Here is a 19,928-nt window from a genome sequence, read left to right as displayed (position 1 = left end):
ACCCCCTGGTCGGGGGTGGGCCTTTCTCGTGGGTCAGCGGAGGGCGAAGGCTGCCGGTTCCGACTGCATCAGGATCTGGTTGAGGACGACGTGGCCGCCGGGGACGGGGTGCAGCAGGGGTCTGATGGAGATCTCCGGCGTCTTGGCCGTGTCGGGGGCGAGGCGCGTACGGACCCGGCCCGTGGCGCGGTCGAGGAGCGTGATGCCCGCGTGGTACGCGAGGACGGCGACGCGGCCGTCCGGCTCCGCCGCGAGGGCCATCGTCTGGTGCTCACTGGCGTGCTGCCACGCCTTCCGGCCGTCCTTGAGGGAGTACGCGACGACCGACGTCGGAACGATCGAACCGCTCTCCGCGAAGGTGACCAGGAGGTCCCCGAGCACGAGGGGCCTGACGGCGCGGCCGTCGCCCACCTCGCCGGGAGCGGAGAGGACGCCCTCGGGACCGTTCAGCGGCACGGTCGCGGTCGGGGCGCCCTTGTCGTCGAAGCCCAGGAAGGCGCTGGTGCCGCGGTTGTCCGCCTCGTCGACCGCGAGGACGACGGGCGAGACGGAGACGACCGCCGCCGTGGCCTTCGACTCGACGGGCAGCTCGCGGGTCCACCGCTGGGCGCCGGTACGGGTGTCGAGGGCGAGGAGCTTCGCGCCCTGGCCGCACTGCTCGACGAGGAGCGTACGGGTGCCGTCGGCGTCGACCGCCAGGATCTCGCACCCCTTGGGCACCGCCCGCTGCCAGCGCTGCTCGCCCGACTCGGTGGAGCGGGCCCGTACGACCCCGTCCTCGACGCCGACGGCGGTGGTGCCGCCGACGGCGAGGGTGCCTGCGGCGAGGCCCTTTCCGGCGAGGGTCCGCGTCCACAGGACCTTTCCGTCGGAGGCGCGGACGGCGCGCAGGTCGGCGCACGGCTTGTCGTGGCGGCCGTACGCCACGAGCCCGACGCCCTCCTCGGTGTCCCGGCTCATCGCGCACAGGGCCGCACGGGTGGGCGCGGGCACGCTCCACCGGACGTGGCCGTCGGCGCCGTCGTAGGCGAAGACCCCGTCGATCCGGCCCTGGGCGACGACGGAGCCGAGGCCCCAGGAGCCGACCCCCTCGTCGTACTTCTGGCCGACGCCCGGGACCGTCCACGCGACGGCCGGCCTGGGGTCGAGGGCGGCGGAGGCCGTGGCCGAGGGCTTCGCGGGCGCCTTGCCGCCGGCCGTGGTGTCCTCCGTGTCGTCGTCCCCCGCCGCAAGCGCCCAGAAGCCGCCGGCCACGACGGCGAGCGCCCAGACCACGGCCGCGGCCACCAGCGAGGACCGGCCGGGCCGCGCGGGCTTCGCGTCCGGTGTCACGTCCTCCTTGGCGAGCCCCGGAGCCGGAGCCGCGTCCTCAGCCGTACGACCGCCGCGCCGCACCGCGAGCAACGTCGCCCCCACCGCCCCGCAGACGAGGGCGCACACGAGGGCCGACCAGCCGGTCGGCCAGGCACCGCCGATGACACCCGCCCCCAGGAAGACCGCCGCCGCGCCGAACGCGGCGCCCGGTATACCGTCACGCATCGCTTCTCTCCCCACCCGGCGCGCCCCCTGCGCGCCCGCGCGGAATCTACAACGCGCTGGTGAAGGGCGTCAGACGACCTGGTGAAGCCAGCGGACGGGGGCGCCCTCTCCCGCGTACCGGAAGGGTTCCAGCTCGTCGTCCCAGGGCTTGCCGAGCAGCTTGGCGATCTCCGCCTCCAGCTGGGTCTCGCCCTGCGCGGAGCGGGCGAGGGCGGCCCGCAGCCGGTCCTCGGGGATCAGGATGTCCCCGTGCATGCCGGTGACGGCGTGGAAGATGCCCAGGTCGGGGGTGGCGCTGTAGCGCTCGCCCTCGGCGGTGGGGCAGGGCTCCGCGGTGACCTCGAAGCGGAGCATCTGCCAGCCGCGGAGCGCGGAGGCGAGTTTGGAGGCGGTGCCGGTCTGGCCCTGCCAGGAGAACTCGGCTCTCCAGGTGCCGGGGGACGCCGGCTGGCGGATCCAGTCGAGCTGGACCCTCGCACCGAGGACGCCCGCGACCGCCCATTCGACGTGCGGGCACAGCGCGCGCGGTGCGGAGTGTACGTACAGGACTCCACGTGTCGTCACCGGGACCTCCAGTGTGGGACGAGGTTCGCCTTGCCCAGCGGCCTCAGTAAACAGCATCAGGAGCAGAACATCGCAAACCCTCAAAAAGGGGACAGCATGTGACGTGATGTAATTTACCGGAGCCGGTCGGCGAAGGCGCCTCTGGTTCGACGGGGGAAAAGCTACCGTGCCGCACCGTCATCGGTGTGACGTACGGTCGGTCCGGGGGCCGGTGAACACGAAGCTTTCACCCACCAGGACGCCGAACGAGGGGGCCGGGGATGCGTGGCCGAGGCCGATTCCGTACCGCCGTCGCCGCCGCGACGGCCGCGCTGCTGTGCGGCGGGCTGCTCTCCGGCTGCACGGCCGGGGAGCCGGTCGCGGCCTCTCCCAGCAAGCGGGCCGCGCCGAAGCCGACCCCGCTGTGGGACGTCTCCCCCGCCTCCGTCGCGGCCGTCGGCGACTCCGTGACCCGCGCCTTCGACGCCTGTTCGGTCCTGTCGGACTGCCCCGAGGTGTCGTGGGCGACCGGGACGGACGCCGCCGTCAACAGTCTGGCGCTGCGGCTCCTCGGCCCGGAGAAGGTGGCCACCCGCAGCTGGAACCTGGCCAGGACGGGCGCGCGGATGGCGGAGCTCCCGGAGCAGATGGCCGGGGCGGCCGCCGCGAAGCCCGAGCTGGTGACGGTGATGATGGGGGCGAACGACGCCTGCCGGGCCACCCCGGACCTGATGACCCCGGTGGCCGATTTCCGCGCCTCCTTCGAGTCGGCCCTCGCCCGGCTGCGGGCGGGCGCGCCGAAGGCGCAGGTGTATGTGGCGAGCGTGCCGGACCTGAAACGCCTGTGGTCCACGGGGCGGGTGAGCCCCTTGGGGCGCCAGGTGTGGAAGCTGGGGATCTGCGGGGCGATGCTGGCGGACGCGGAGGACCTGGGCCCGGCGGCCGAGCGGCGGCGGGCTTCAGTGCGGGACCGGGTGGTGGCGTACAACGAGGTCCTGGAGCAGGTCTGCGCGAGGGACGCGCGCTGCCGGTACGACGGCGGGGCGGTCTTCGGCTTCCGTTTCGACGGCGCGCAGTTGAGCCCCTGGGACTGGTTCCATCCGAGCAAGGACGGGCAGGCGCGGCTCGCGGAGCTGGCGTACCGGCGGATCACGAAGGAGTGAGGGACCCCGGGGCGGTTGTCAGGTTCCGCCCCGGGGCCCGGTCGTGGGGAGGTCAGACCTCCAGGGTGGCGGTCAGGCGCGCGTCCGTCAGGGAGTGCGCGGCGACGACCTCGTACGCGCCGGTGACGAAGGTCCAGTCGTTCTTCTCCTCGTCCCAGATCTCGAAGGCGCGGCGGGGCAGCGCGATCTCGGTCTCGACGGTCTCGCCGGGCGCGGCCTCGACGCTCGCGAAGCCGGCGAGCCAGCGGGCGGGGCGCTCCACCGTCGTGCTCCGCGCGCCAATCGACACAGTCGACACCGGGGCCAGGTAGATCTGGACGGTCTCGCGGCCGGGGCGGTCGCCGGTGTTGGTGATGCGGACGGTGACCGTCTCGGGGGCGGCGACCAGGGAGTCGTACGTCCAGGTGGTGTAGCCGAGGCCGTGGCCGAAGGGGTACGCGGGGACGGCGCCGGCCTTGTCCCAGGCGCGGTAGCCGATGAAGACGCCCTCGGTGTAGTGCAGTTCGCCGTCCGTCGGGGTGACCTCGGTGACGGGGGCGTCGGCGAGGGCGACGGGCCAGGTGGTGGGGAGCCGGCCGCCGGGCTCCTCGGTGCCGGTGAGGACGTCGGCGAGGGCGGCGCCGCCCTCCTGTCCGGGGAACCAGCTGAGCAGAATCGCGGCCACGTCCTCGCGCCAGGGCAGTTCGACCGGGGAGCCGGCGTTGACGACGACGACGGTGTTCGGGTTGGCGGCGGCGACGGCCCGTACGAGGTCGTCCTGGCGGCCGGGGAGGGCGAGGTCCTTGCGGTCGAAGCCCTCGGACTCGACGCGTTCGGTGGTGGCGACGACCACGACGGCGGTGTCGGCGGCGCGGGCGGCCTCGACGGCCTCGGCGATCAGTTCGTCGGGGTCACGGCGGGGACCGAGGTGGACGAAGGAGAACATGACGGCCGGGAGCGGGGCCGCGAACTCCTTGTCGAGGGTGTGCAGCAGGGAGACCTCGACGGTCTCGCCCGCGGCGAGCGTGACCTTGGCGCGCTCGACCGGGGAGCCGAAGAAGGCCTCGAAGGGGTCGGTCTCGGGGCCCATGGCCTGGACGCCGTCGAAGACGGTCTCGCCGGCGACGCCGAGGGTGAAGGCGCCGAGGCCGCGGGTGCCGAAGGCGTGCTCGCCGGACTCGCGCGGGGTGAAGGTGCCGATGACCTCGATGGAGGCGAGGGCCTCGTGGGTGACGCCCTCGGGGAGGTCGTCGCCGATCCACTGGACCTGGCCGTTGGGCAGGGAGCCCTCGCCGATGACGTGTCCGGCGGCGTCGCGGCAGCGGGCGCGCAGGGTGAAGCCCTGGTCGGCGGGGGCGAGTTCCTCGCTGGGGTCGGCGCCGATCGCGTAGGTCAGGGCGCCCTCGGGGAGGGCGGCGGTGAGGCCGTCGAGCGGGGAGACGACGTGGTCGGGGAAGACCTGGGCGGAGCCGCCGCCGAGGACGCGGGCGTCGCGGGCGGCGGCGCCGGAGAGGGCGACGGTGCCGTTCTTCAGCGGGAGGGCGTTCTCGTTCCGTACGAGGACGAAGCCGCGGCGGGCGATCTCGCGGGCGAGGGCGTCGCCGTCGAGGGCGGCGGGGTGTTCGGTGACGACCGGCGGGGCGCCTTCGAGGGCGCCGACGCGGGCGGCGAGCCGCAGGACGTTGCGTACGGCCGTGTCGACGGCGGACTCCTCGACCTCGCCGGCGCGGACGGCGGCGGCGAGGGCCGCGCCGTAGACGGTGTCGGGTCCCGGCATGGCGACGTCGAGGCCGCCGGCGAGGTCGGCGGTGGTGGAGCGGGCGGCCATCCAGTCGGAGACGTTGTAGCCGTCGAAGCCCCATTCGCCGCGCAGGACCTCGTTCACGAGCTCGTGGTGCTCGGTCATGGTGACGCCGTTGACCTGGTTGTAGGCGGTCATGATGCCCCACGGGTGGGCGTTCTTGACGATGGCCTCGAAGGGGGCGAGGTAGAGCTCGCGGAGCGGGCGCGGGGCGATCCGGTTGTCGACGGTGAAGCGGTCGGTCTCGGCGTCGTTGGCGACGTAGTGCTTGACGGTGGTGCCGACGCCGCCGTCCTGGACGCCCTGGACGTAGCCGGTGCCGATGGCGCCGGTGAGGTACGGGTCCTCGCTGTAGGCCTCGAAGTGGCGGCCGCCGAGGGGGGTCCGGTGCAGGTTGACCGTGGGCGCGAGGAGGACGTGGACGCCCTTGCGGCGGGCCTCCTGGGCGAGGAGGCGGCCGGCCCGGCGGGCGAGCGCGGGGTCCCAGGTGGCGGCGAGGGCGGTCGGGGACGGCAGGGCGATCGACGGGTCGTCGGCGGTCCAGCGGACGCCGCGGACGCCGATGGGGCCGTCGGACATGACCAGGGACTTCAGGCCGATCTCCGGCAGGGCGGGCAGGGACCACATGTCCTGGCCGGCGAGCAGCCGGGTCTTGGCGTCCAGGTCGAGCTTGCCGAGCGCCGCCTCGACGACCGTGTTCCTCACGGTCTCCGCGCTGGTCTCCGCCATGGCCGTACCTCCTCGTTGACGTACCGAATGACCCCGATGCGCTCATCGTGCACCCACCTACCTGTAGATCGGTAGGTGACGTAATGATTCTGTTACTTCCGTGACGTCACGAGGGGGTACGGTCCTGTCGGACGAACCTGCGGAAGGGGGCCACGGCGATGGTGCGGGCCAGAAGCGAGGAGCGACGCGCGGACATCCTGCGCGCCGCCCTCGAAGTGATCGCCGAGCGCGGCTACCGGGGCGCCACCCTCGGCTCGGTCGCCGAGCGCGTCGGGCTGACCCAGCAGGGGCTGCTGCACTACTTCCCGACCAAGGAGGCGCTGCTCGTCGCGGTCCTGGAGGAGCGCGACCGCTGGGACACCAGCGGGGGCCGGGACCGCGAGGGCTGGCGGCTCGACCTCCTGGAGTCCCTCGTCGAGTACAACGCGATGCGGCCAGGGATCGTGCAGACCTTCTCCGCGCTGCTCGGCGAGAGCGTCACCGACGGGCATCCGGCGCGGGAGTTCTTCACCGAGCGGTACGCGCAGGTGCGGGCCAACATGGCGGACGTGCTGCGCCTGGAGTTCGGCGAGCGGCTGCCGGGCGGCCTCACCCCGGAGCGGGCGGCGCCGCTGCTCACGGCGGTGATGGACGGCCTCCAGTACCAGTGGCTCCTGGACCCGTCGGCGGTGGACATGCCGGGCGCGTTCCGCGACTTCCTGCGGCTGCTGCGCGGGGACGCGCCTCCGGACAGGCCCTGAGGCAGGGCCGGGCGCGGGGCCGACGGGATTCGAACCCGCGCGGTGCAGCCGCCAGGTCCGGCGACCACCCGCCCTCCCCGGGCTTCGGGGACCTCCTCCGCCCGGATCCGCGATGGACCGCTCTGCCACGGCCCCGCACCCTGCGGTACCGCGCGCGGTACCGCTGCGCCGGATTCTAGGAGCGCGCCTCGGCGGACCTCCAGCGCGTTATGGCCGCCAGGTCCTCGCCGAGGAGGGCCGGGTCTGCCGTCAGGAGGGCGTGGACGGCCTCCAGGACGGGGAGCTTCGCCGCCGACGTGGCCAGGGCGACGTCCTTCGCGGCGAGGGCGACCGGGAAGTACGAGCCGGTGGCGGTGGCCCGGGCGACGGCGCCGGAGAGGGGGCCCGCGCCGAGGGTGCGCAGGGCGAGCTCGCGGGGCAGGCCGAGGGAGCCGGCGAGGGCGAGGGCCTCGGCGACGAGGGCGACCCCGCCGATGGCGGCGTTGATGAGGACCAGCTTGAGGGCGGCGCCGGTGCCGGGGCCGCCGCAGGGCGTGACCGTCCCGAGCCGGTCGAGGACGGCGGCGACGGGCGCGGTGTCGCCGCCCGCGAGGATGAGCAGTTCACCGGTGGCGGCCCGGTCGACACTGCCCATGACGGGCGCGTCGATCAGGGTGACCCCGGCGGGGAGCCGGGCGGCGAGGGCGGCGACGGTGTCGGGGCCGACCGTCGAGGTGTCGATCCAGTGGGTGCCGGGGCGCAGCGCGGGGAGCAGTTCGCCGGCGACGGCGAGGGCGGCGGCCGGGTCGGCGAGCATCGTGACGACGACGTCGGCGTCGCGGACGGCCTCGGCGGGGCTCGCGGCGCGGACGGCGCCGTCGGCGACGAGGGCGTCGGCCTTGGCGGCCGTGCGGTTCCAGACGGTGAGGGGGTGTCCGGCGTCGAGGAGGCGGCGGGCCATGGGCAGGCCCATGGATCCGAGGCCGAGGAAGGCGATCTTCTGCCGGCTCTGCTGCGGGGTGTTGTCCATGCTGTCGACGCTATGACCGGCCGTCCCATGCGACAAGCGAATGTCTAGCATGTATGCCATGCCCCGTTCTCATGGCTTGTACGAGGTGTTCCTCGCCGTCGCCCGCGCGGGCTCCTTCACCGCCGCCGCCCAGCTCCTCGGCTACACCCAGTCCGCGGTCTCGCGGCAGATCCAGTCGCTGGAGGACGAGGTCGGCGCGGAGCTCTTCGAGCGGCTGCCGCGCGGGGTGCGGCTGAGCGAGGCGGGCCGGGTGCTGGTTCCGCACGCGGAGGCGGTCCGGGACCGGCTGGCCACCGCACGGGCGGAGCTGGAGGCGCTGCGCTCCCTGGACGGCGGACTGCTCCGGCTCGGCTCCTTCTCCAGCGCCACGGCGGCCCTGGTGCCGCGGGCGCAGGCCGCGTTCCGGGAGCGGCACCCGGGGGTGACGGTCAGCCGGGTGGAGGGCCCCTCGGTGAAGCATCTGCGTCTGGTGGCCGCCGGGGAGGAGGACCTGGCGGTGGTCAGCCCGCCCGAGGGCACCCCCCCGCCGCCGGGCGTGACGCTGCACCACCTCCTGGACGAGCCGATGCTGGTGGCGCTCGCGCGGGGGCACGCGCGCGCGGGGCGGCGGGCGGTGCGGCTCGCCGAGCTCGCGGACGAGGAGTGGATCGTCGGCAACGAGCGCCTGGAGGACACCCTGTTCCGCCCGGCGGTCGCGGCCGGGTTCCGGCCGCGCACCGGCCTGCTGGCCCACGACTGGATCGCCAAGCTCGGCGCGGTCGCGGCGGGCCTGGGCGTCACCCTCGTACCGGCGCTCGCGGCGGCCTCGGTCCGTCCGGACGTCGCCCTCGTCACGATCCACCCGGAGGACGCCCCGTACCGCCGGATCTGCGCGGCCACCCCGCCGGCCCCGACGGTCGCGGCGACCGCCTTCCTCGCCGTCCTGCGCGAGACGGCCCGTGAGCTAATAGACTCCACGCCATATTGACCCTTACACATGGGCGGGAGAGGATGGCCGTCATGATCGTCGCAGCCACCCAGTTCGCCCCGGTCGCCGGGGACATCGACGCCAACGTCCGCACGATCGCCGGTCTGGTCCGGGCGGCCGGGGCGGCGGGGGCCCGGGTCGTGGTCTTCTCCGAGCTCTCGCTCACCGGGTACGAGCCGTCCCTGATCCGGGACACGCCCGGCCTCGCCCTCGCCGAGGACGATCCCCGACTCGACCCCGTACGGGACGCGTGCCGGGCCGCCGGTGCGGCGGCCGTGGTCAACGGGCCCGTGCGGACGGGCGGTTCGGGCGCCGGGATCACCACGCTCGTGATCGGCCCCGACGGCTCGCTCCTCGCCCGCTACGACAAGCAGCACCTGTACGGCGTCGAGGCCGAGGTCTTCGCGCCGGGCTCCACCGACGGGCGGTTCACCCTCGACGGGGTCCGTTTCGCCCTGGCCACCTGCTACGACAACCGTTTCCCCGAGCTCGCCGAGCGGGCCGCCGCCGACGACTGCGCCGTGTATCTGGCGAGTTCGGTGCTCGGCGCCGACAACGACTCCTTCGAGACGGTGTACCCGGTGCGGGCCAGGGACTTCGGTCTGTACGTGGTGCTCGGCAACGTCCTGGGGGCCAACGAGGACGGCGTGGGCTGCGGCCTGGCCGGGGCCTGGGGGCCGGACGGCGGGCGGATCGCGGACGCGGGCTCCGAGGAGCCGGGGTTCGTGCTCGCCGAGGTGGGCTGAGCGCACGGAAGGGGCCGGACGGTCGTGGGACATACGACCGTCCGGCCCTCCGGGGAGGCCGCCGCGGAACCCCCGGCCCGCGGCGTCACCCCGCCCCCCTTACGGGGCGCTCAGGCCCAGCGTGTACGCGCCGGAACCGCTGTACGCGTGGACCACGTACCGGTAGTAGCCCGCCGTGCCGTAGTAGCTGGTGTCCTCGTCGGCGGTCGCCGTGCCGCCGACGGCCACGTCCGCCCAGGTCGACCCGTTCCACTTCTGCAGGTACAGGTCGAAGTCGGTGCCGGCCGGGCCGCGCAGGCAGCCCACGTGGGTGCCGGAGGTCGCCGAGTAGTAGTACGAACCGTCGGGCTGGGCCTCGGCCGCGCCGTCGGTCAGCGAACCCTGGTACGTGTACTCGGTGTTGTCGCAGCCGGTGGGCGGGGTCGTGGTGCCGACCGACAGCTGGTAGGTGACCGTGTGCGTGGCGGAGCCCGTACCGGTGACGGTGATCGGGTACGTGCCGTTGGCGGTGCCCGCGGCGACCTGGACGGTCATCGTGGACGAGGAGCCCGAGGTCACCGAGGAGGGGCTGAAGGAGACGGTGACCCCGCTCGGGGCGCCGCTCGCGGAGAGCTGCACGGTCTGCGCGCTGCCGCCGGTGGTGGAGGTGTTCACCGTGGAGGTGACGGAGGCACCCGGCTGCACCGAGCCCGAGGACGGGTTCAGGGCGAGCGAGAAGTCCGGGGTGGTGGTGCCGCCGCAGTCGGTCTCACCGGACTGGGCCGGCACGCCGACCGCGTTCCAGGCCGCCTTCACGGCGTTGCACTCGGCGCTGCCGTAGGTGTTCTTGGCGGTGCTCAGGGTCGCCCTGCGGGCCGCGGGGTGGTTCCAGGAGGAGGTCTTCATGAGCAGGGCGCCCATGAAGATCTTGCCGGCCTTCTGGATGCCGATGCCGGTCACGGAGGACGGACCGCCGGAACATATGGGGCTACTGGGCTTTCCGCCGCCCGGGTTGGAGCCCTCGGCGAGCAGGTAGAACCAGTGGTTCTGCGGGCCGGCCGCCGCGTGCACCTCGGTGCCCGAGGTCAGCTGCGGGTAGCAGTTGGGGGCGTTGTCGGCGAGCGAGGGGTTGTACATGTAGCGGATCGGCTTGTTGTCGCCGAGGAAGTTCAGCTTCTCGCCGACCGTGTAGTCCGGGGTGTCGTTCGGGTTGTTGGCGTAGTGCTCGGTGAGCGCGCCGAAGATGTCGCCCGTCGACTCGTTCATGCCGCCGTTCTCGTTGGACGAGCCCGAGCTGCCCGGCGTCCGGTCGAAGATCTCGTGGCCGTACTCGTGCGCCACGACGTCGATGCCGGTGAGCTGCATGCTGCCGGTCTGGTTGCGGCCGTACGTGGTCTTCGTACCGTCGTAGTACGCGTTGACCTCGCCGAGTCCCGCGCGGGCCGGGACCATGCCGCCCTGCCCGTTCTGGCCGTTGTAGCCGAACCACTCCTTGAGCATGGAGTGTTCCTTCTGCGCCGCGTACATGATGTCGACGCAGGCGGTCACCAGGTCGTTCGCGGTGCCGTTGCCCCACGGCGAGGAGCCCGTGTAGGCGCTGCCGTTCTGGCCGCCGCACTTGAAGCCGCCGCGGCTGGTGTCGGTCATGGAGGTGGCGGCGGTGTCGATGGTGACGTTGCCGTTGTGGTAGCCGCGGCCGTCGGCGTGCAGGATCTTGTCGGTGGCGCGGGCCACGGACCCCGTGCGGGCGTCGACGAAGGTATCCAGGGAGCTCGGCGCGTCCTGCGCGGTCCGGCCGATGACCAGGGTGTGCCAGGTCAGGACGGCCTTGCCGCCCTTGAGCAGCACGGTCAGCTCGGGCGCGCTCGCGCTCTCGACCGTGGCCAGCTGCTTCCGGGCGGTGGCGAGGGCCGCGTCGGCGGTCACCGTCGCCTTCGTGGAGAGCCGGATCGCGGGGGCCGGGGCGCCGGTGACCTCGCGGACCTTGCCGGAGCTGTCGGAGACGACGACCGCGTCGCCGCCGACGACCGGCAGGCCGCGGTAGGTGCGCTCGTACGAGGCGTAGTACAGGCCGTTCGCCCACGGGGTGACGGACGTCCGGACGAGGTCCTCGTCGGCGCCGTGCCGCAGCTCGTCGAGACCGCTGCTCGCGGCCTTGTCGGCGGCGGCGAGGGCGAGCGCCTTACCGTGCCCCGGGGGTACGGGCTGCGCCTGCGGGGTCGCCGCGGTCGCCGGTCCGACGAGGGCGGTCGCGAGGCTCGCCGAGAGCGCCAGGGCGGCCACGGCCGCCGTGAGTCTGGTCGGGTGCAACGTCGTGCTCCGTTCAAGGGTGGGGGAGACGGATCGTCGCGCCGAGTATGGGCGTGGACATGGCGAGTTCGGGACATCTCACGCGGCATAAGACGCGGGTTATGGTGCAGACCAGCCACCGCTGCGTACGCTGCTGAAATGCAGCTGGAGTTGAGGCATCTCGAAGCCGTCTGCCGGATAGCCGAAGCGGGCAGTCTGGGGCGGGCCGCAGGGCGGCTCGGGGTCTCTCAGCCGGCCCTCTCCGCGCAGCTCCGCCGCATCGAGCGGGTCGCCGGCGGGGAGCTCTTCCTGCGCGGCCGGCACGGCGTGGAACCCACCCCGCTGGGCGAGTTCGTGCTCTCCAAGGCGCGGCTGGTGCTCGGCGAGATGGACGCCCTCGCCGCCGGGGCGCGGGCCGTCGCCCCGCACACCCCGCTGCGGCTCGGCTGCATCCTGCTCGTCCTCGTCGACCGGCTCCTCGGGGAGCTGGAGGAGGTCGTGGCGGGGCAGGAGATCGCCGTCACCGTGGAGCACTCGGCGACGACGCTGACCCGGCAGCTCGGCGCGGGACGGTACGACGCCGTGCTGTACGGGGAGGTCAACGACCACGAGGTGCCACTGCCCGAGGGGACGTCGGCCCGTACGCTCGTCCCCAAGGAGCCGTTCTGCGTGCGGCTCTCGGCGGCGCACCCGCTGGCGGGACGCGACCGGATCGCGCTCGCCGAGCTCGCCGGCGAGTCCTGGATGACGCTGGTGGAGGACGACGACGGCGGCCCCGAGGCGCTGGTCGCGGCCTGCGAGAAGGCCGGGTTCACGCCCTCGCTGCGGCACCGGGTCGCCGACCGCAAGATGCACTACGACCTGATCGCGGCGGGCCGGGCGATCTCGATGAGCCAGCCGACGGCCCCGGCGGCGGAGGGCACGGTCCTGCGGCCCCTGGAGGGCGACCCGGTGACCGGGCGGATCCGGCTCGCCTGGAACCGGGCCGCGGTCCCCGCCCCGCAGGCGGAGCTGCTGTACCGGGCGGCGGCCCGCGCCTACCTCGCGAACGTCGACAACAACGACTTCCACCGGGCCTGGTGGGACGCCCGGCCGGAACTGCACCCGGTCCTCGAGGTCTGACGGGTCCTAACGAGCCAGGTGGGGCGCGTCCTGGTGCTCGTCCTTGTCCTCGTCCTCGGAGTCCGCGTCCCCGGACGTCTCGCCGCGCAGGTCACGGACCATCAGGGTCGCTCCGGCGACCGCTCCCGGCATGAGGAAGACGGCGACGAACGGCACCAGGAAGGCGAGCGTCAGCGGCACGCCGAAGCCCAGGACGGCCATCCGGCGCCCGCGGAGCAGCCGCAGCCGCTCCTTCAGCTCGACGCCCCGGCGCTGGAGCGCCACGGCCGTCAGCTCCTCGGTGAGGAAGAAGCCGGAGACGCAGAAGCCGATGGCGGGGACGACGGTCTGGCCGACGACGGGGATGAACCCGCAGGCGAAGAGCAGCACGCCGTAGAGCGCCACCCGCAGCACGACTCGCAGGCTGTCGCGGGCCGAGATCCACAGCTCGCGCCAGAGCGGCAGGCCCGACTCGGGGACCTCGCCGCCCTCGCTGCGGTCGACCTGCTCGGACAGCGACTCGTAGAAGGGCTGGCCGACGAGGAGGGTGACGGCGGTGAAGGTGATGACCGCGAGGAACAGCCCGAAGACGAGGACGAGCCCCGTCAGGGTGCCGCGGAGGAGGCCGAGCCAGGGCGAGCTCCAGTCGTCGGCGAACGGCGTCGCCCACGCGGCCAGGTCGTCGGCGCCGTAACCGAGGCCGACGAGCGCCCCCGCGTAGAGGACGAGCGTCACGAGCCCGGGCAGCAGCCCGAAGCCGAACCACCGCCCGTGCCGGCCGACCCACTTCTGGCCCTGCAGCAAGTACTTGAAACCCACCCCGAGATCACGCATGGGGGAAACCCTAACCGCCGGTCGTACGGAAGGATTCCAGGGCCGTGTCGAAGTGACGGCGGGCCTCGTCGGCGCGGCCCACCGGGGCCGAGGCCCACAGGTCGTACAGGGTCCCGGCCTGCTCCCAGCAGACGTCGACGGTGTGCCGGGGGCCCTCGGCGCCGGTGAAGCCGTCCCAGGTGAACTCCCAGCGGGCGGCGGGCAGTCCCTTGTGCCGCGTCTCCTCGACCGTGGCGTCGCGGTAGCCCTTGTTGGTCTTCGGGCCGGCCGCGTCGGCGGTACGCATCGCCCCGATCGCCCCGCCGGGCGGGATCGCCCGGATCCTGATCCCGACCCAGACGGCCCCGTCCCCCGTCGTGTAGAAGACCCGCTCGCCGTCGGTCGAGCGGTCCGCACCGGCGGGCACGGCGAGGGTGAAGCCGCGCTCGTCCCGCACGGCCGTGTATCCGGCGGGTACGGGCGCGGGCGCGGGTGTCGTGGCCGAGCTCCCTGAGGCGGTCGCGGAGGGCTCCGCCCCCGCGGGCGGCTGGTCGCGGCCGGCGAGCAGCACGGCCACCGTCACGGCCGCGGCGGAGGCGGCGACGGCAGCGACGACGAACGGCAACGCGAGCGCGCCCCGGCGGGAGGGGCCGGCGGGGGCGTCGGCCTGGTGTCGTGGCTCCGGGGCGGTGTCCCGCGCGGTCGCCAGGTGGGGGTCCGGCGCCGGCCGGGGTTCGGCCGCGCAGGCGGCGAGGAGCCGGCGGGCCTCGGCGGCGCCCAGGCGGCGGGCCGGGTCGCGTTCGAGGAGGCCCTGGACGACGGGGACGAGCGGTCCCATCCGTGCGGACGGCCGGATCTCCTCGTACACGATCGCGTGCAGGACGGCACCGATCGAGTCCCGGCGGAACGGCGACGTGCCCGTCGCCGCCGCGCAGAGCAGCGCGCCGAGCGACCACAGGTCGGAGGCGGGTCCCGCGTCGTCGCCGCGCATCCGCTCCGGTGCCGTGTACTCCGGGGTGCCGATGAAGACGCCGGTGCGGCTGAGCGTCGTCGCGCCGGGGAGGCTCGCGATGCCGAAGTCGGTGAGCACCGCCCGGCCGGTGCCCTTCTCCAGGAGGACGTTGGCGGGTTTCACGTCCCGGTGCAGGACGTCGCGGGCGTGGGCGGCGGACAGCGCGTCGAGCAGGTCGAGCCCGAGCCGCGCGGTCTCGCGCGGGGACAGGACCTCGCCGGCGGCGAGACGGTCGGCGAGCGAGCCGCCGTCGACGAGCTCCATCACCAGGGCGGGCTGCCCCCGGTGCTCGACGACGTCGTGGACGACGATCACGTGCGGGTGGCGGACCTGGGCGACGACCCGGGCCTCCCGCAGGGCGCCCGCCGGGTCGGCGCCGGAGTCGAGCGCGAGCGTCTTGACGGCGACCTGGCGGCCGAGCAGCTCGTCGGTGGCCCGCCGGACGACGCCCATGCCGCCCTGGCCGAGCCGCTCGCCGAGGCGGTAGCGCCCGCCGATCAGCTCGTGATCGGCCTGTTCCGGCCCGTCGTACGCCACCACTCGCTCCCCTTGTCCGCAGGACACGGACATGATGCCGCAGCGCGTCCGGACACGGCGAGGGCCGCACCCCGGTCGGTCGGGGTGCGGCCCTCGCTCGTCGCGCGCCGGGTCAGACGGCGAGCTCGACCGTGATGTTGCCGCGGGTCGCCTTGGAGTACGGGCAGACCTGGTGGGCCTTCTCGATCAGGCTCTTGGCGGTCTCGGCGTCCACGTTCGGGATGGTCGCCGAGATCTTGACGATGATGCCGAAGCCCTCGTCGTTCTTGCCGATGCCGACCTCGGCGGTGACCGTCGAGCCGGACACGTCGGCGTTCTCGTTGCGGGCGACGACGCCGAGGGCGCCCTGGAAGCAGGCGCTGTAGCCGGCCGCGAAGAGCTGCTCGGGGTTGGTGCCCGCGCCGGAGCCGCCCATGGCCTTGGGCGGGTTCACGACGACGTCGAGCTGACCGTCGTCGGTGGCGACACGGCCGTCACGGCCGTTCTCGGCGGTGGCGATGGCCGTGTACAGGACGTCGGACTGCTGGATCGACATGCTGTTGTCTTCCTTCTTCGGTTCGCCGCGACTCGCGCCCACGATCGCGGCGGCTGAGGGAAGACTAGCGGGTCGCCGAAACGATCATCTTTCCGGTGTTGTCGCCGCGCAGCAGGCCGAGGAAGGCGTCCACGCCGTTCTCGATGCCCTCGACGAAGGTCTCGCGGTGCTTCAGCTCGCCCGAGGCGAGCCAGCCGCCGACCTCCTGGACGAACTGGTTCTGCAGGCCGTAGTGGTCGCCGACGAGGACGCCCTGGAGCCGCAGCCGCTTGCCGATGATCATCGCCATGTTGCGCGGGCCGGGGACCGGCTCGGTGTCGTTGTACTGGGCGATCATGCCGCAGATGGTGGCGCGGCCGTGCACGTTGAGCGAGGAGATCGCGGCTTCCAGGTGGTCCCCGCCGACGTTGTCGAAGTAGACGTCGATGCCGTCCGGGGCGGCCTCGCGGAGCTGGTCCTTGACCGGGCCGTTCTTGTAGTTGAAGGCGGCGTCGAAGCCGAGCTCCTCGACGAGCCACTTGACCTTCTCGTCGGAGCCGGCGGAGCCGATGACCCGGGAGGCGCCCTTGAGCTTCGCCATCTGGCCGACCTGGCTGCCGACGGCGCCGGCCGCGCCGGAGACGAAGACGGCGTCGCCCTCCTTGAAGGAGGCGACCTCGAAGAGGCCGGCGTAGGCCGTGAGGCCGGTCATGCCGAGCACGCCGAGGTAGGCGGAGAGGGGCGCGAGCTTCGGGTCGACCTTGGTGGCGCCCTTGGCCGGGACGTCGGCGTACTCGCGCCAGCCGAGGCCGTGCAGGACGTGGTCGCCGACGGCGAAGCCCTCGGCGTTGGAGGCGACGACCTCGCCGACCGCGCCGCCGTCCATGGGGTGGTCGAGCTGGAAGGGCGGGATGTACGACTTCACGTCGTTCATGCGTCCGCGCATGTACGGGTCGACGGAGAAGTGCAGGTTGCGCACGAGGATGCGGCCCTCGGCCGGCTCGGCGACCGGGGTCTCGCGCAGGGCGAAGTCCGCCGGCACGGGCCAGCCGTGCGGACGGGCGACGAGGTGCCACTCACGGCTGGACGCGGGAAGAACGGACATGAGCACGGCCTCCAGGCAAAGCTTGACATCACAAAAGGTTCACTGACTGAAACAACCATGCGCCTGGATATTTCATGTTGTCAAGTATCTGGGTAGACTGAGCCCCATGGCCACCTCACGCACGGACCCCCTGACCCTCGAAGTCGTCGAGCTGATCGGCACGGTCGTCGCGCGCTACTACGAGGAGTACGAGCAGGCGGCCGCACAGCACGCGCTGACCGGCGCCCAGGCCCGCGTCCTCGGCCTGCTCTCGCTCGACCCGCTGCCGATGCGCCGCATCGCGCAGAAGCTGAAGTGCGAGCCCTCCAACATCACCGGGATCGTCGACCGCCTGGAGGCCCGCGGCCTGGTCGAGCGCAAGCCCGACCCGGACGACCGGCGGGTCAAGCTGGCCGTCCCCACGGAGGAGGGCCGGGACACCGCCCGCCGCCTCCGCGAGTCCCTCGACTTCGCGCGCGAGCCGCTCGGCGAGCTGACCGAGGCCGAGCGGACCCTGCTGCGGGACCTGCTGAAGCGGATGCTGGGCGAGGACGCGGCGCCGCTCTAGACGCACCACCAGAGGAAGCGGGTGCAGGTCGGCTCCGGGCTGGGCGTCGGGCTCTGGCTCGGCGCGGGGCCGGTGGTCGCGGGCGCGGCCGTGCCGGGCGTGCCCGAGCCGGTCGGCGTCGGGCCGCTCGGCGTCGCGGACGAGCTCGCGCTGGGCGGAGCGGACGGGGAGGCCGGGCCGGTGGTCGTCGGCGCGGGGGCGGGGGCGCCGCCGGTCCCCGTACCCGTACCCGAGCCCGTACCGGAGCCCGTGCCCGTGCCCGTACCCGAGCCGGATCCCGAGCCGCTGCTCACCTGGCGGGGGCGTGCCGAGACGGAGCTCGGTGCGTCCGTCGCCGGGGCCGGGCTCGTCCCCTCCGTCGTCTCGGAGGGCTCCGCGGAGGTGGGAGGCATCGGGGTCTCGGTGACCTCCAGCTCCTCCACGGCCGTGGCGGCGCCGTCCTGCGGCGGTTCTTCGAGGGCGAGCTTCGCCAGGGTCAGCGTCCCCGCCGCGAGAACCAGTCCCACCGTTCCCACCAGGACCGTACGGCCCCGGCGCGAGCGCCCGCCCCTCCCCCGCCGCGGGGCGGAGCGGCCCCGCGCCGCGGCGCGACGGCCGCCGGGGGCGGGGCGCGGCGGTTCGAGGACGTCCAGCTCGTAGACGTGCTCGGGCGCGGGGCGGTCGGGGTCGTCGTGGCCGTCGGAGCCCTCGGAGACCTCCGGGGACTCGTAGGCCTCCGGGGACTCGTAGGCCGCGGAGGCGTCCGGAGTCGCGGGCGACTCGTAGATCGCGGGGCGCATCGGCTCGCCGTAGACCCCGGGCCGGGGCGGCTCGCCGTAAGCCGCTTGCCCGTTCGGCGCACCGTAGGCCGCGGGCGCGGGCGGCCCGCCGTACATCGTGGCCTGGTTCTGCCCGCCGTACATCGCGGACTGGCCCTGCCCGCCGTACATCGCGGACTGGCCCTGCCCGCCGTACGTCGCGGGCTGGTTCGGCGTCTCGTAGACCGCGGGCCTGGTCGGCCCGCCGTAGCTGTGGTCCGGGGTGTGGACCGGTATGTGGGGGGTCTCGTACCGCAGTTCCTCGACGGGAGTCCCGCACCCGGCACAGGCGAGGGCCCCGTTGAGATGCCGCCGGCACGCGTGGCAGTAGTCCATGGGGCCCGCAGGCTATGTCGCCCGGTGCGACGTCAGGTAGGCACAGAAGTGAGGATCCTGTGTGGAAACCGCAGGTCGGCGGCGGTGCGCCGTGATTCTCCCGCTTCGCGAGGGATGGGCTTCCGGCACTCTCCTCACCCGGAGTCAGGCCGCCGACACGGCCCGCACCGGAGCCCCGGGCGGCGCAGCCCAGCGCGCGCCGCGCCGCGGACGGCCGGACGATGCGAACAGGACCGCGAATCGCGACCCGCCTCGCCCGTGCCAGCACCGCACTCCGGAGGATCCGCCGTGACCGTCAGCCTTGAGCAGCTGCGTCGTTGCCATGTCGCCGTCGACCTGGGTGCCGCGCGCACCCGGGTCTTCGTCAAGGGCGCCGGACTCGTCGTCGACGAGCCGAGCGTCGCCGCCGTCAACACCCGTACCGGAGCTCTGATCGCCGTCGGCGCCCTCGCCGAGAAGATGACCGGCCGCACCCCCGACTACATCCGGGTCGTGCGCCCGGTCTCGGGCGGCACGGTCGTCGACATCGAGATGGCGCAGCGGATGCTCCGTCACCTCCTCGGCGAGAAGCTGCGCCGGCAGCTGCGCCGCAAGCCCAGACTGCGCGCGGCGGCCTGCACCCCGCACGACAGCGATCCGCTGGCGCAGCGCGCCGCCGTGGAGACCCTCGTCGGTCTCGGGGCGCGCCGGGTCGAGCTGGTCGACACGCTGATCGCGGCGGCCGTGGGCTGCGGGCTTCCCGTCGAGCAGCCGACCGCGACCATGATCCTGGTGTGCGGGGCGGCGACCACGCAGGTCGCGGTGCTGTCGCTCGGCGCGATCGTGACGGCGGAGCGGATGCCGGTCGGCGGCGACGCCATCGACCACGCCGTCATCCAGCACCTGCGCCACCACCACGAGCTGATGCTGCCGAGCCAGTCGGTGCGCCCGCTGCAACTCGCCCTCAGCGGCAACGGGCTGACCACGCAGGGGCCCGCCTGGACGGAGATCCACGGGCGGGACGTCGCCACGGGCCTGGCCCGTTCGGTGACCGTCGACACCGCCGCCGTACGGGACGCGATCCACACCCCGCTGACGGCGGTCCTCGACGGCATCGGGAAGGTGCTGCGGGACTGCCCGCCGGACCTGGTGGCCGACCTCGCGGACCGCGGGATCATGATGGTCGGCGGCAGCGCCCTGCTGCCGGGGCTCGACCAGATGCTGCGCGAGGCGACCGGGATGCCGGTGCACATCGCCGAACGGCCGGACGTCTGCGCGGTCCTGGGTCTGGGCGCGATGCTGGAGGGCAAGGTCCAGCCGATGGTCCTCGACCCGCTGGCGGAGCGCGACCCGCTGGCCGACGAGGACTGAGTGGCCGAAACCTGATGATTCGAGCGATTCGTACGACAATGAGACCATGACGATCATGGACGAGGACGCCGACGCCGACGACGGCACGGACGCTCCCCGCCTGCCCATGCTGCTCGAAGCGGTCCTCAGCGTCGGCACGGACCTCGAACTCCGCACCACCCTCCAGCACATCGTGGACTCCGCCACCGAGCTGACCGGAGCCCGCTACGGGGCGCGGGGGGGGGGGGGCCCCCGCCCCCCCCCCCCCCCCCCCGGGGGGGCCCCCGGCCTGACGGGCGGGGGGCGGCAGCCGGGGCGCGGGGTCGTGGGGGCGGGCGCCGGGTCGGCGGGCC

General features: G+C 73.8%; 17 protein-coding genes and 1 pseudogene. 8 read left to right on the top strand and 10 right to left on the bottom strand.

Annotated features, from left to right (window positions below):
* Positions 1-33 precede the first annotated feature (33 nt).
* Complete coding sequence (locus ACWGN5_RS27130; RefSeq protein WP_453519764.1) at positions 34-1,539, bottom strand: outer membrane protein assembly factor BamB family protein; 1,506 nt, start codon at positions 1,537-1,539, stop codon at positions 34-36.
* Between the two features lie 69 nt (positions 1,540-1,608).
* Positions 1,609-2,103: a DUF3145 domain-containing protein gene (locus tag ACWGN5_RS27125; RefSeq protein WP_041129084.1), complete on the bottom strand. Its 495-nt coding sequence runs from the start codon at positions 2,101-2,103 to the stop codon at positions 1,609-1,611.
* A gap of 260 nt (positions 2,104-2,363) precedes the next feature.
* Here ACWGN5_RS27125 and ACWGN5_RS27120 point away from each other — a divergent pair, with 260 nt between their 5' ends.
* A complete protein-coding gene (locus tag ACWGN5_RS27120) occupies positions 2,364-3,245 on the top strand; it encodes an SGNH/GDSL hydrolase family protein (RefSeq protein WP_453519761.1) in 882 nt (293 codons plus the stop codon).
* Positions 3,246-3,297: 52 nt separating this feature from the next.
* Here ACWGN5_RS27120 and ACWGN5_RS27115 read toward each other — a convergent pair whose 3' ends face one another.
* The gene (locus ACWGN5_RS27115) at positions 3,298-5,754 is read right to left on the bottom strand and encodes a beta-glucosidase (protein WP_453519759.1); all 2,457 of its coding nucleotides are present in this window, start codon (positions 5,752-5,754) and stop codon (positions 3,298-3,300) included.
* 158 nt (positions 5,755-5,912) lie between these two features.
* Between ACWGN5_RS27115 and ACWGN5_RS27110 the strand changes: the two genes are divergently transcribed.
* On the top strand, positions 5,913-6,494 hold the full coding sequence (locus ACWGN5_RS27110) for a TetR/AcrR family transcriptional regulator (protein ID WP_453519757.1): 582 nt from the start codon (positions 5,913-5,915) through the stop codon (positions 6,492-6,494).
* Positions 6,495-6,669: 175 nt separating this feature from the next.
* On the opposite strand, the gene ACWGN5_RS27105 is transcribed toward ACWGN5_RS27110, so the two are convergent.
* Complete coding sequence (locus ACWGN5_RS27105; RefSeq protein WP_453519755.1) at positions 6,670-7,503, bottom strand: NAD(P)-dependent oxidoreductase; 834 nt, start codon at positions 7,501-7,503, stop codon at positions 6,670-6,672.
* A gap of 49 nt (positions 7,504-7,552) precedes the next feature.
* On the opposite strand from ACWGN5_RS27105, the gene ACWGN5_RS27100 reads away from it, so the two are divergent.
* Positions 7,553-8,470 (top strand): LysR family transcriptional regulator, encoded by a 918-nt coding sequence (locus tag ACWGN5_RS27100; protein ID WP_453519753.1) that lies wholly within the window; start codon positions 7,553-7,555, stop codon positions 8,468-8,470.
* 32 nt (positions 8,471-8,502) lie between these two features.
* On the top strand, positions 8,503-9,216 hold the full coding sequence (locus ACWGN5_RS27095; RefSeq protein WP_453519751.1) for a carbon-nitrogen hydrolase family protein: 714 nt from the start codon (positions 8,503-8,505) through the stop codon (positions 9,214-9,216).
* 99 nt (positions 9,217-9,315) lie between these two features.
* Here ACWGN5_RS27095 and ACWGN5_RS27090 read toward each other — a convergent pair whose 3' ends face one another.
* A complete protein-coding gene (locus tag ACWGN5_RS27090) occupies positions 9,316-11,505 on the bottom strand; it encodes a M4 family metallopeptidase (RefSeq protein WP_453519748.1) in 2,190 nt (729 codons plus the stop codon).
* 138 nt (positions 11,506-11,643) lie between these two features.
* On the opposite strand from ACWGN5_RS27090, the gene ACWGN5_RS27085 reads away from it, so the two are divergent.
* Positions 11,644-12,606 (top strand): LysR family transcriptional regulator, encoded by a 963-nt coding sequence (locus ACWGN5_RS27085; RefSeq protein ID WP_453519746.1) that lies wholly within the window; start codon positions 11,644-11,646, stop codon positions 12,604-12,606.
* A 6-nt stretch (positions 12,607-12,612) separates the two neighbouring features.
* Here the strand turns inward: ACWGN5_RS27085 and ACWGN5_RS27080 are convergent, their stop codons facing one another.
* The 4 genes from ACWGN5_RS27080 to ACWGN5_RS27065 form a co-directional block, all read right to left on the bottom strand.
* The gene (locus ACWGN5_RS27080; RefSeq protein WP_453519744.1) at positions 12,613-13,419 is read right to left on the bottom strand and encodes an EI24 domain-containing protein; all 807 of its coding nucleotides are present in this window, start codon (positions 13,417-13,419) and stop codon (positions 12,613-12,615) included.
* 10 nt (positions 13,420-13,429) lie between these two features.
* Entirely contained in the window at positions 13,430-14,947 is a 1,518-nt protein-coding gene (locus tag ACWGN5_RS27075; RefSeq protein WP_453519741.1) for a serine/threonine-protein kinase, read from the bottom strand.
* A 112-nt stretch (positions 14,948-15,059) separates the two neighbouring features.
* Entirely contained in the window at positions 15,060-15,482 is a 423-nt protein-coding gene (locus tag ACWGN5_RS27070) for an organic hydroperoxide resistance protein (RefSeq protein ID WP_453519739.1), read from the bottom strand.
* Between the two features lie 64 nt (positions 15,483-15,546).
* Positions 15,547-16,566 (bottom strand): NADP-dependent oxidoreductase, encoded by a 1,020-nt coding sequence (locus ACWGN5_RS27065; RefSeq protein ID WP_453519738.1) that lies wholly within the window; start codon positions 16,564-16,566, stop codon positions 15,547-15,549.
* A 106-nt stretch (positions 16,567-16,672) separates the two neighbouring features.
* On the opposite strand from ACWGN5_RS27065, the gene ACWGN5_RS27060 reads away from it, so the two are divergent.
* Positions 16,673-17,113, top strand: a complete 441-nt coding sequence (locus ACWGN5_RS27060) for a MarR family winged helix-turn-helix transcriptional regulator (RefSeq protein WP_453519735.1) — start codon at positions 16,673-16,675, stop codon at positions 17,111-17,113.
* Here the strand turns inward: ACWGN5_RS27060 and ACWGN5_RS27055 are convergent.
* The gene (locus ACWGN5_RS27055; protein WP_453519733.1) at positions 17,110-18,246 is read right to left on the bottom strand and encodes an SCO2400 family protein; all 1,137 of its coding nucleotides are present in this window, start codon (positions 18,244-18,246) and stop codon (positions 17,110-17,112) included. The two genes, ACWGN5_RS27060 and ACWGN5_RS27055, sit on opposite strands and share 4 nt — an antisense overlap.
* A 288-nt stretch (positions 18,247-18,534) precedes the next feature.
* Between ACWGN5_RS27055 and mreB the strand changes: the two genes are divergently transcribed.
* Positions 18,535-19,596, top strand: coding sequence for a rod shape-determining protein MreB (gene mreB, locus ACWGN5_RS27050; protein WP_453519730.1), 1,062 nt, complete (start codon positions 18,535-18,537; stop codon positions 19,594-19,596).
* 46 nt (positions 19,597-19,642) lie between these two features.
* Positions 19,643-19,928 (top strand): annotated as a pseudogene (locus ACWGN5_RS27045) (hypothetical protein); the annotation flags it as partial.

It is taken from the genome of Streptomyces sp. NPDC055815 (assembly GCF_053616475.1).
Note: the sequence above shows the minus strand (reverse complement) of the source record. Positions and strands in the feature narration are given on the sequence as shown.